Origin of the sequence: Chamaesiphon polymorphus CCALA 037 (assembly GCF_003003845.1) — a bacterium.
Classification (GTDB): domain Bacteria; phylum Cyanobacteriota; class Cyanobacteriia; order Cyanobacteriales; family Chamaesiphonaceae; genus Chamaesiphon; species Chamaesiphon polymorphus.
Genome location: NZ_PVWO01000176.1, coordinates 1 through 10,550, shown reverse-complemented (window position 1 = coordinate 10,550; position 10,550 = coordinate 1). Strand labels below are relative to the sequence as shown.

Sequence of the window (10,550 nt, the reverse complement as noted above, 5' to 3'; positions counted from 1 at the left end):
CATTACTCATTACTCATCCACCCATCTACCCCTTTCCTTGTTCAAATGCCGGACAAAAACCGTCGGGGGTGACTTTAAAGTTGTGGAGTGGCGATCGACTATTATAACAGCGGGAGCCGCGTTGAAAACGACAGTTGCCGCAGCAGGGGGTGTCGGGATCGAGATTTAGTTCTTGTTGGCGGGCGAGAATTTCGCGGGGTGAAATGCCTCGGAGGACGATTTCTTCGCCTTGCCATCTGGCTTCGATCGATCCGGTATCGGCGAAATTGTGCCAGCGGGGATCGCTGGCGATCGCATTTGGTAGGGTGATATTAATTTCGCGCTCTAGTTCGATTAATTCGCCTTCATAGTTGGGATCTGTCGGCGGTGCGGGTTGGATGAATGTCTCGCCAATCGGTAGAGAGACTAGCGTTCCGGCGGATGGGGAGTGGAGATGATAGCGGTTTTGCAGCTCTTCTAATCCCGTCAGATCTGCTAAATAAGGAGCCGAACCGTGAACGAATACGACGTGTTTGGGACGGATATTATGGATGAGCTGTGCGGTACCAGCACCATCGGAATGTTCGCTCAACAGGTAGGTTTCAACTGCCATTTCGGGAGTTGTAGGGGGGAATATAGTTATCCCGTGCGGCGATGAGGGTAACAATACCAGCACAGGGAAGGGATGTCCCTGGGTATAAGTGTCGAGATCTGTGTATTTTTCGGTGATGATAATACACTGCCGTTGATGGATCTTTGGTAAAGTCTCTGGTGTAAGCTGGCGAACGTGCGGACGGACTTTTTCATCCCAAAATAGGGACTGATGGCGGGCAAAGTTTTGAACCGACGGCGGAAAACTATCTAGTAATGGTAAATAAGCATCATAAGCTGCGGCGATCGCGCTATCTACCCAAATATCGATATCGCGTCCGGTAAATAGGTGGTGAGAGCGCAGGAGAATTAGTAATTCCTGAGCGATACCGAGCTGAGTTACTGGTAAGATAACTGATTGTTGTTGACCGATCGCTCGATCGATCCGTGCCATTAATGTATTTTCTTGTTTGCGGCGATGGGGATGGCGTGCGGTGCCATAACTACCCTCGATCATCAAGACATCGGGGTTGAGATTCCGAATCGCGTCTAGGTGCAAACCTTCTACTAAACGGGAATTGGACAGGAAAAAGTCGCCCGTATAGAAGATACTATAGGACTTATAAAATCCGGTATAGGTTAATAAAACTGCTGCCGCACCAGGCAAATGTCCAGCGGGGAATAGTTCCGCCGATAAACCATCTGCAAACTCGATCGAGCGTCGCCAGGGCAAAGCTTGGCTCAGATGCGGGACGCCAGCTTTGTCATCCAACCAATTGAGCGGTAGCAAATGGCTGGTGACTTCACTGGTATAAATCGGTAGCTGGGGAAAGGCACGATGCAGATCTAGTAAACCTCTAGCATGATCCGCGTGAGCGTGACTACAGATGACTAAATCGCAAATCGGCTGCCGATCCACGCCGATCAGGGGCTTAATGTCTCTCAAGCCACAATCGAGTAAAATCCGATATGGCCCCATTTTGACGAGCAAACACACGCCCTCATCACCATGGCCGACACCATAGGGCAGACAAACTAGATCTTCATTACTAGAATGGGACAGGGTAGACAAGGGAAAAGTCCAGAATAAAGCCGACGCCGCTATGTCAAGATCCGAAGCAATTATCTAACGTTGGCACGGCTGCGCCAACGGTAGGTCGCAATCTAGTGAGCCGAGCCATTACCATGATATTTGTCCGAATCATAGAAGCCGTTGCGGGTGCCGAAGAATAGGGCACCAAGAATGAAGGGAATTGTCAGGATTGGTAAGATGACTTGAACGCTCATGTTAGTTTAGGGGATAGGGATTAGGTTTTAGGCTTTAGGCTTTAGGCGTTAGGCTTTAGGGGGATGCCTAAGAGCGGTAGCTGTTTGGTGATACCGATGCCGATGTCTGGTACATCTAGCGGCTAAAATTTCAAGGTTAGTAGGGTCGATTCTAGTTAACTACTTATTGGCTATTATCGAACGATCGCTCCTGTGCGTGCAACGATCGTTAAACATTCTTGACGGGATCTGCCATTGTCATCGGATGAGAACATGGAGAGAAAACCCACCCTCACTAACTTAAACCTAGCTTTGGTTTGGCGAGAAAATAAGCAGCGATCGATTTAGCATCGATCGGTTCGCCACTATAAATCGCTGTTTCAAATTCGCCAGGAGTCATGAGCACGATACTGATATCTTCATCGGCATCGCCTGTAGGTTGGACGGCTAATTTTTCTAAATCTTGTGCTAGATACGCATAAATAATTTCATCGCAATAACCAGGAACGAGAAAAAATTCGCCTAAATTCTGCCATTTGCCAGCACGATATCCCGTTTCTTCTTCAATTTCGCGCGCGATCGTCGTTGCGGCATCTTCGCCGACTTCTAATGTCCCGGCGGGGAATTCTAATATTCGGCCTTGAGTAGGGAAGCGATATTGTTTGACTAATACTAATTTGCCATCGTTAGTAATCGGTACTGCTAATGCGCCGCCGGGATGGTGAATACATTCCCATTCGCCCGTCACCCCATTAGGTAATTCGATCTTATCGACACTAAATGTAAATTTACGACCTTTGTAATGTAGCTTGTTCTGAATGAGTTTAGCTGGTTCGTTTCCTAATGGCATATGTAAATTAATTGATAATTGATAATTGATAATTGCGGATGCATTGTCGGACGGGGAACCCGTCCATGAAAATCAACCAAGCAGCGGATGTATTATTTTTCTCCTATGCTTTAGTATAGCCTCACCTCTGGAACCTCTAAATTGTGTTGCATCAAGCTCTCCGTCTTTATGTTACCAACCCAATTATCAATTATCAATTATCAATTATCAATTAATTTAACCCCTGCATATTCTAACTTGTTGCAGAGGGTGGCGATCGACTCGCCCGATTTGGGTTCGCGCCAATTGGGGGCAATTTCGGCTAGCGGGATGAGTACGAATGCACGTTCGAGCATTCGGGGATGGGGAATCTGTAAAGTGGGGAGATCGACAATTAGATTGTCATACAGTAACAGATCTAAATCCAAAGTCCGCGCGCCCCAAACCTCCCGTCGCACCCGTCCAAAATCAGTCTCGATCGCCTGTAAAATAGTCAATAGATCTAATGCGCTCAAACTGGTCTTTACGGTCGCACAACCGTTGAGATAATCTGGCTGAGGTGGGCCGATCGGCACAGTCTGATACCAGCTAGAAACGGCGATTAGCTCGATCTGAGGCTGGATTTGCAATCGCTCGATCGCGCCATTTAAAGTTGCTCTCGAATCGCCCAAGTTACTCCCCAACCCGATCGCGCACATGCCATTATTCAAACTTGAATCTGTCATTAATTGATAATTGATAATTGATAATTGATAATTGATAATTACCTTATCAATTATTGGCCGATCTTAAGGCTTGACTAAAACCGATCGCGATCGTGATATTAGAAAGCGTCAAAAAGAATTCAGCTCCACCATGCAATAGATCGACATCTGCCAACGATTTATGTAAAGTAATTTGAGCGTATGCACCCACGGGAATCGTCACTGCGACAAATACCAGGGTTAGATAAAAACCAATCAGAGCGATCTTGGGAGTTTTGACTTTTTTAGTCATCAACCACAAAAAGCCTAAATAGGGAAATAAAGAGAGCGCGAATAATGATTCTTTAGCAAATAACGATGCAATTATCGAAGACATAGATCCGAAACTCAACAAAGAACAGAAAATTAAAATTCCTACCTAAAATGTGGATTATTGTTGGCTGGGGAATTTCAACCATAACCCAAAAACCCAGTTATCAATTATCAATTATCAATTATCAATTATCAACTATCAATTATCAATTATCAATTATCAATTATCAATTATCAATTATCAATTATCAATTATCAATTATTTACTACCGATTGCTTACTAATCTGCCAAGCCGCCAGACACATCGTCGCATTGCCTACAAACGTCATCGCTGCTTGTAGAGTTACCAACCACTCTAACGTGGGAGTATTATCAAAAAAATGCCAAGTACACGCACACATAGCACTTACCAGCGCGGGTAACATCCCGAACGAAAGACTTCGCCAAGCTAGATTACCACTAGTTTCGGCATACAGCCAAATCAGCCAGATTGCCGTCATCCACTCAATGACGCTAGAAATATGAATGACCCAAGTCGGAATTGAGAGTACGTGCATCCAGTTTATTAGCGATCGATATTATCTTAATTATTAACTATTTTGTGCTCCGATTGCTAACACTTGCGTAAAAGATAGAGTTAAAAGTGAAGTTACAACTAGAGTACCAAGCGATCGAGGACAGCAGTCATTGAAAAAGTTTAAAAAATTCAGGCGATTTTTAGTACGGATTGGCTTAGGATTTTTGGCCGTGGCAATAATTGGTGCTTTTACACCGACAAAATGGTTTTACTCACAACAATTAGACTGTGATTTTCCAATTTATGTGAGTAATGTTAATAATTTTCATACCGAAATTATGGTGCCAGTGACCAATCGAGTATTTGATTGGCGACAGCATTTAGACTTGTCGCAATTAGGTCGATCTGCCGATCGGTACGAATATCTAAGTTTTGGTTGGGGCGATCGACAATTTTTTATGAATGCGGCTTTCGATCCGATCTCGATCTTTGATGTGCTATTTATCCCTGGCCCGAGTGTAATGCATGTTTGGGGTCGATCGCAACCAAAGTTAAATTCAGACTCCGATATGGAAATACGCAAAGTGAATTTGAGCGAATCTCAATATTTGAAACTCGTCCAATTTATTAACAATAGCTTCGATCGATCTGTTAATAGTAAAGTTACTTATTTACGTCAAGGCTTATACTCCGACAGCGGTTTTTATAATGCCAAAGGGATTTATTCAGCCATGAGAACTTGCAATGCGTGGACTGCCGAAGCATTACGCATTGCCGATGTCAACACGCCAGTATGGGCGGCTTTGGCTCCAGCAGTAATGAAACAAATCGACTGCAATTGCGATCGATCGAGCATAAACCCACATTCTGCTGTTCGATCCGCTGATTCGTTTATTTTCACCAATAACTAACTTGACTTATTATTTCCTTTTAGTCGCAATTCCCATCTTTACTCCTGGAATTTGACGAACTAAATCCATTACCGCAACTACTTGTCCATGCCCGACTTTTTCATCTGCATTAATAACTACTAGGGATTCCCCATTTTTAGTGCCAAGTGCTTGAATTTTGGGCATTAAGCTTGCCAAATCTGTCGGTTGACGATTGAGGGCGATCGCGCCTTGTGGATCGATCGTCACGACAATTTTGGTCTGATCTTGACTTTTGCCAGAACTTGCGCCAGGAAGATTGACGGGCAATCCTTCAGTCCGACTTAGTAATAGAGATGTCATCACAAAGAAGGTCAAAATTGCGAAGATAACGTCCATCAGTGGAACGATATTGACTTCGGGCGCACGATCTTCTGTGTCAATTTGTAAGCGCATTTTTAGATAGTAATGATTGGTAAAATGAAAATAATAGCTTCGCTCGGATCGTAGGAGCAATTCATAAATTACCCTTACTATCCGAGCAAATCGAGAAAACATTTAAACGATCTAATTTACCGAATAGCGGACTCCTTATTGTTGCCAATTACGACGGTGGATAAGTTCTAATTGACCTGTAGATTCTTGAATTTGAGACATCTGTCGTTGGTATAATGCCCGAAATAAATTCGCACAAAGGGAAGCCATTACGGCGACAATTACGCCTGTTGCCGTACTAATTAAAGCTTCGGCAATACCGCCGACTACTTTACTAGAACCAGCACCAACACTTTGACCGATTTTGAGGGAATCAAATGAAATAATCAAGCCTGTTACCGTCCCCAAAAGTCCTAGGAGTGGGGCTAATCCAATAATGGCATCAAAAATATCGATAAATCGCCGCAAGATCGGAATTTCGGCATGAGCTTCGCTCTCCATTGCCAAGCGAAATTCTTCGGGAGTAGGATCTTTAAGCCCGATTGCCGCCATAAAGATTCTGGCAATCGGGAGATCTCGATCGCGTTCGAGTCGCTCGATAACTAGCGGCGAGCCACTCTGATACAAATCTAATACTGTCCTAATCATCGGTTTCTCTCTGCGACCAATTTTAGTCCAAAAATATAGTCTTTCGATTCCGAGTGCGATCGTCAGGATCGAGGCAAATAGCAGGGGATACATCACCGCTCCACCTGCATTAAAAGTTTTAATAAAGTAGTCCATCATTATTGCATTTTCCCCGCTTTCCAATTTCCTTCTACTTTTGTACCATTGGCAGAAGTCAATACTCCTTTGCCATCGCGATCGCCATTTTTAAATTCGCCAGTAAATTGTTCGCCGCCTTTATATTTACAGATAGCTTTACCATTTAGTTCGCCATTGCTAAATTCTCCTTCACAACGATTTCCACCCGTGACGATCGCACCTTTGCCTGCAAATTTACTATCTTTAAATTCTCCAGTATAACTGTCACCATTTTTGAATTTATAGATGCCAGTACCATTGAATTTTCCCGCTGCAAAATCACCTGTATAGCTGTCACCACTGGCAAGAGTTAATGCTCCTTTGCCACTAGGGGCACCATTAACAAAAGTACCAGTATAAATATTACCATTTTTGTATTTACGAGTCCCTGTACCCGCAAATTGTCCGGCTTTAAATTCGCCAGCATAGGTACTCTTATCGGCAAAAGTCATGTTACCTTTACCATCTGGTCGATCGTTAACCAGATTACCTTGATAAACATTACCATTTTTATATTCGCAAGTACCAGCTCCATTGAGTTGAGTATTTGTCGCAATTCCGGTACAGCGATCGCCATTTTTGAAGGTAAATGTACCTTTACCTGCGGGCGAACCATTTTTGAATTCGCCTTGATAACCGCCGCCACCAGTCGCGATATAATTACCGATGCCATTGGGTTCGCCTTTAGAAAACTCCCCTTCATACCGATCTCCATCTGAATAAAGTCTTACTCCTTTACCCTCAATTTGACCGTCTTTAAAAGTACCTTGATAACTGCCCCCAGCAGCAAATGTATACTTACCAGTGCCAGAGAATTTACCATCCTTAAAGGAGCCAGCATACGTATCTTTACTAGCATATTGGCAAGTAGCTTGACCGTTTAAAACTCCTCTACTCACTTCACCCTCGCATTTACTCCCATCGGGTAAGGTGATGCTAGCTGCGATCGCCAGATGGGTTTGAAAAATTACTGCGGCAACTCCAATTGTACTTGTGGTTAATATTCTCAAATTATTCATATAATCTCAAAAACAATATCAAAGAATTATGTCAGTAATTATCAAGTGAACATCCAATCAAATTTTGGTTCTCTAATCATCACGATCGAATGAATTATAGTAAAATATTTGCCTTGACTATTCGTTCTACTATTTTTCCTGGTGGACTAAATTGCATTTGCTTAACTCCATTAATCACGATGCGATCGATCGTTGAATTACCGCTGGATTTGGCGATACTCGCACTGGTGACATTACCTTTAGGATCGATCGCAATCTTAATCCGTAATTTATCTTTACCACCATCGCGATCTTCTAAATCTGTGAGTCCGCTAATTTCGCATCTGTTAATACATTGCAGTCCAAAAGCTTTCCCAGAGCCAGCAGCATCGTCGCCGTTACCATTATTGCCAGAATTAGGCTTTAAGCCAGCACCCGGCTCGGTTCTAGCACCACGCCAGCTATTACCCTGCGCGACACCACCAAAATCGCGATCGTTGCCAGGATCGCTAGCTCCAGGATTATTACCTGTCAATCTACTTCCCAATTTCCCGCCGCCAGTGGGGTTACTTGCCAAACCCGATCGATCGGTACTGCTCGATCCGGCAAAATCGTCGTTAGTCGGTGTCTTAATCTTGCTCGGTGCGACTTGCCCAAAATTGTCATCAGTGGCGTTGCTAGTAGCATTATCTGTCGTCAATCTGCCAGCTAATTTACTAGGATTAGCTGGGTTGCCAGTTAATCCCGACTGGTTGTTGCCGCTCGGCGCGATCTCCTCCGTGGGGGTATTGACTTTGCTAGGGGCAATCCCTCCAAAATCTTCATCCTGAGTGGGTGTGGGTGCCGCTGTCGATTGAGTAGCAAGTTTGCGATTGGGTGAGTTAGTTGCTAGTCCCGATCGAGTTTCACTGACGGGCGTTTCTGGTTGAGGCTCTGTAACTATTTTCTGCTGTTTGGGTTGAGGAGTCTTAAAAGTAGGCGATTTTGCTACCTTTTGTTTGGGTGTTACAGGCGTTTTCGCTGGTGGTTGCTCCGCTTGGAATAGTTTGTCAGGAAAAGCTGGTGGAGCTACTGCTTTGGGCTGTGGGGCGACGATTGATTTGGGCGCAGGTTTACTGGCGGTTTTGGCGGGAACTCGTTCGCGTAGCGTCGGCTTCGCCGAATTGGTGAAATTATCCAGCGATGCTGCTGTCTTGAAGATCGGGACTGGTTTGGCAGGAACTGGTTTTGGCTCTAATTTAGCAGGCACCTTGACGATCGGCACTGGTTTTGGTTCTGCCTTAACGATCGGCACTGGTTTTGGCTGAGGCGCAGGTTTTGCTGGCAGTGGCTCAGGCGCGGTATCCACCATCGTAATTTCTATCGGTTCGTCGATCGCGGCGGTTGGCTGCCACAACTGAGAGACTCCAGCGAACGCTGCAATGTGAAATGCAATCGAGCCACCTACCCCAGCCAGTAAGATAGTTAGCAGATTTTTGTCGGCATTCTGCCTGGATATGGCACTGAAACTCAATTGTTCCATAATTTTTGGGATTTACACAGCAGGAATACAGCTATTGAGACATTATCACAAATAGTTTTCACTTAGGTCAAGCACTACCGCTTAACTTAATTTGAGAATTAAGTGGCTATGATTTATACAAAACAAGCATTTTACGGATTGTCCAATCTCTAAAATTTATCATAACTCAGCAATAATGCTGAAAAATATTTGAGATAAATTATCAATAGACTGCCATTGCAATTCTCGTTCCGTCTTAGAGAAGCTTATCCTTCAGCCGATTTAGTGGGTATTTATACGGTTTTCAATATCAAAGGCAATCATTATCGATTGATAGCTGAAATCAACTATCGGAGCGGTACTATCTTTGTTCGAGATATCTTAACTCATGCAGAATACGATAATGCCACGATCGGGATTAACCGCCCGATATTCGATCGCATTGGGCTAGAATTATTAGTTTGCCCTTTAAATAAGAATTATTATCAACAAATTCTAAATTGTACGCGAGCGATATTCGTGTTGTCTATCCCCAGCCAGACTTTTTGTCACATACTTAAACCGTGCCTTTTTTGATGCGATGGCAGCGGTTAGCGTTCAAACATCGACTTTTAAAGGCCAGATCGTAGAGATTAACTGTTGATAACTAGCAATTAGAGCTAGATTCGCTGAAAGTACCATTGCAAATTATTACTAATAGTTAGTAAGATTAAATGATTAATCTTAGCAAGTATCTATGCTCGATCCCACGGTTGCGAGGTGGTCTAAATATCTGAAACCCTCACCAATAGTCGGGTTAGGGCTAGGGCTGTTGGTGGCGATCGGGTGTGCGATTTACAGCATTACTCTAGGCACTAGAAACATCTCGCTAGCAGTGATTTTCAACTCCTTTACCCAGTTCGATAATTCCTTCGACCATCTGATTATCCAAACAGTCAGATTGCCACGATCGCTGATGGCTCTGGCTGTCGGTGCCGCTCTCGCCGTAGCGGGGGCGGCAATTCAGGGCTTAACCCGCAACCCCTTAGCCGAAACAGGCATCTTAGGCATTGAAGCTGGCGGTGCCCTGGCTGTCGTCGGTACATCATTTCTGTTTGGTAGCTCTACCCCCTCAGACTATGCTGGAGCCGCCTTTGTGGGTGCGGGCATCGCGGCGATCGTCGTTTATGGCTGTGCATCCCTCGGCCCTGGCGGAGTCACCCCGCTCAACCTCACGATCGCCGGAGCCGCGATCGCGGCATTTATCGCCGCCTTAACTACCAGCATCCTAATCGTCAGCCAGAGTACCTTAGAAGAAATTCGGTTTTGGCTGGCAGGTTCCTTAGTCGGGAGAGATTTCGGCCTATTTTTACGGGTATTACCAGTGCTGGTGATGGGGTTAATCCTGGCGTTTGCCCTTAGCAGACAAATCGCCACCCTCAGCTTAGGCGAAGACGTTGCTACTAGTTTGGGACAAAACACCATGACGATTAAGCTGTTAACGGTGACGAGTATGGTGTTACTCGCAGGTAGTGCCGTAGCGATTGCGGGGCCGATCGGGTTTGTGGGGCTAGTCGTCCCCCACGGCGTGAAATTTTTCATCAAAACCGATTATCGCTGGATTTTGCCCTACTCGGCAGTCTACGGTGCCATTCTCCTGTTAGTTGCCGATATCGCCGCCAGACTATTAATCCAGCCCCAAGAGCTGCCAGTCGGCGTCATGACGGCACTTGTCGGCGCACCAGTATTTGTCTAACTCGCCAAA

13 protein-coding genes are annotated in these 10,550 nt (G+C 44.9%); 3 read left to right on the top strand and 10 right to left on the bottom strand.

All coding sequences use genetic code 11. The features are described from left to right. Positions 1-25 precede the first annotated feature (25 nt). The 6 genes from C7B77_RS14545 to C7B77_RS14525 all read right to left on the bottom strand — a co-directional run bounded on the left by C7B77_RS14545 (position 26) and on the right by C7B77_RS14525 (position 4,239). On the bottom strand, positions 26-1,642 hold the full coding sequence (locus C7B77_RS14545; protein WP_106306009.1) for an MBL fold metallo-hydrolase: 1,617 nt from the start codon (positions 1,640-1,642) through the stop codon (positions 26-28). A gap of 92 nt (positions 1,643-1,734) precedes the next feature. After that, the gene (locus C7B77_RS31430; RefSeq protein WP_281261359.1) at positions 1,735-1,857 is read right to left on the bottom strand and encodes a hypothetical protein; all 123 of its coding nucleotides are present in this window, start codon (positions 1,855-1,857) and stop codon (positions 1,735-1,737) included. A gap of 274 nt (positions 1,858-2,131) precedes the next feature. Further along, positions 2,132-2,686, bottom strand: coding sequence for an NUDIX hydrolase (locus C7B77_RS14540; protein ID WP_106306006.1), 555 nt, complete (start codon positions 2,684-2,686; stop codon positions 2,132-2,134). 200 nt (positions 2,687-2,886) lie between these two features. Next, the gene (gene folK / locus C7B77_RS14535; protein WP_106306003.1) at positions 2,887-3,390 is read right to left on the bottom strand and encodes a 2-amino-4-hydroxy-6-hydroxymethyldihydropteridine diphosphokinase; all 504 of its coding nucleotides are present in this window, start codon (positions 3,388-3,390) and stop codon (positions 2,887-2,889) included. A gap of 46 nt (positions 3,391-3,436) precedes the next feature. Continuing rightward, a complete protein-coding gene (locus C7B77_RS14530) occupies positions 3,437-3,745 on the bottom strand; it encodes a DUF3593 domain-containing protein (protein ID WP_106306000.1) in 309 nt (102 codons plus the stop codon). Between the two features lie 191 nt (positions 3,746-3,936). Continuing rightward, the gene (locus tag C7B77_RS14525; protein ID WP_106305997.1) at positions 3,937-4,239 is read right to left on the bottom strand and encodes a DUF2499 domain-containing protein; all 303 of its coding nucleotides are present in this window, start codon (positions 4,237-4,239) and stop codon (positions 3,937-3,939) included. A 130-nt stretch (positions 4,240-4,369) separates the two neighbouring features. Here C7B77_RS14525 and C7B77_RS14520 point away from each other — a divergent pair, with 130 nt between their 5' ends. Beyond that, positions 4,370-5,110 carry a DUF2459 domain-containing protein gene (locus C7B77_RS14520; protein ID WP_106305994.1) on the top strand — a complete coding sequence of 247 codons (741 nt, stop codon included), beginning with the start codon at positions 4,370-4,372 and terminating at the stop codon, positions 5,108-5,110. A gap of 9 nt (positions 5,111-5,119) precedes the next feature. On the opposite strand, the gene C7B77_RS14515 is transcribed toward C7B77_RS14520, so the two are convergent. The 4 genes from C7B77_RS14515 to C7B77_RS14500 all read right to left on the bottom strand — a co-directional run bounded on the left by C7B77_RS14515 (position 5,120) and on the right by C7B77_RS14500 (position 8,827). After that, positions 5,120-5,524, bottom strand: a complete 405-nt coding sequence (locus C7B77_RS14515) for an ExbD/TolR family protein (RefSeq protein WP_106306012.1) — start codon at positions 5,522-5,524, stop codon at positions 5,120-5,122. Between the two features lie 135 nt (positions 5,525-5,659). Continuing rightward, the gene (locus tag C7B77_RS14510) at positions 5,660-6,286 is read right to left on the bottom strand and encodes a MotA/TolQ/ExbB proton channel family protein (RefSeq protein WP_106305991.1); all 627 of its coding nucleotides are present in this window, start codon (positions 6,284-6,286) and stop codon (positions 5,660-5,662) included. Positions 6,287-6,288: 2 nt separating this feature from the next. Next, a complete protein-coding gene (locus C7B77_RS14505) occupies positions 6,289-7,326 on the bottom strand; it encodes an MORN repeat-containing protein (protein WP_106305988.1) in 1,038 nt (345 codons plus the stop codon). A gap of 94 nt (positions 7,327-7,420) precedes the next feature. Beyond that, complete coding sequence (locus C7B77_RS14500) at positions 7,421-8,827, bottom strand: TonB family protein (protein ID WP_106305985.1); 1,407 nt, start codon at positions 8,825-8,827, stop codon at positions 7,421-7,423. A gap of 216 nt (positions 8,828-9,043) precedes the next feature. Here C7B77_RS14500 and C7B77_RS31115 point away from each other — a divergent pair, with 216 nt between their 5' ends. Further along, positions 9,044-9,382 (top strand): type II toxin-antitoxin system HigB family toxin, encoded by a 339-nt coding sequence (locus C7B77_RS31115; RefSeq protein ID WP_281261358.1) that lies wholly within the window; start codon positions 9,044-9,046, stop codon positions 9,380-9,382. 160 nt (positions 9,383-9,542) lie between these two features. Then, positions 9,543-10,541, top strand: a complete 999-nt coding sequence (locus C7B77_RS14490; RefSeq protein WP_106305983.1) for a FecCD family ABC transporter permease — start codon at positions 9,543-9,545, stop codon at positions 10,539-10,541. The last annotated feature ends 9 nt before the right edge of the window (positions 10,542-10,550 follow it).

Excerpts from the sequence above, each read along its gene's own strand:
- C7B77_RS31430 (WP_281261359.1), bottom strand. The coding sequence starts at position 1,857 with ATGAGCGTTCAAGTCATCTTACCAATCCTGACAATTCCCTTCATTCTT.
- C7B77_RS14540 (WP_106306006.1), bottom strand. The coding sequence starts at position 2,686 with ATGCCATTAGGAAACGAACCAGCTAAACTCATTCAGAACAAGCTACAT.
- folK (WP_106306003.1), bottom strand. The coding sequence starts at position 3,390 with ATGACAGATTCAAGTTTGAATAATGGCATGTGCGCGATCGGGTTGGGG.
- C7B77_RS14530 (WP_106306000.1), bottom strand. The coding sequence starts at position 3,745 with ATGTCTTCGATAATTGCATCGTTATTTGCTAAAGAATCATTATTCGCG.
- C7B77_RS14525 (WP_106305997.1), bottom strand. The coding sequence starts at position 4,239 with ATGCACGTACTCTCAATTCCGACTTGGGTCATTCATATTTCTAGCGTC.
- C7B77_RS14515 (WP_106306012.1), bottom strand. The coding sequence starts at position 5,524 with ATGCGCTTACAAATTGACACAGAAGATCGTGCGCCCGAAGTCAATATC.
- C7B77_RS14510 (WP_106305991.1), bottom strand. The coding sequence starts at position 6,286 with ATGGACTACTTTATTAAAACTTTTAATGCAGGTGGAGCGGTGATGTAT.
- C7B77_RS14505 (WP_106305988.1), bottom strand. The coding sequence starts at position 7,326 with ATGAATAATTTGAGAATATTAACCACAAGTACAATTGGAGTTGCCGCA.
- C7B77_RS14500 (WP_106305985.1), bottom strand. The coding sequence starts at position 8,827 with ATGGAACAATTGAGTTTCAGTGCCATATCCAGGCAGAATGCCGACAAA.
- C7B77_RS14490 (WP_106305983.1), top strand. The coding sequence starts at position 9,543 with ATGCTCGATCCCACGGTTGCGAGGTGGTCTAAATATCTGAAACCCTCA.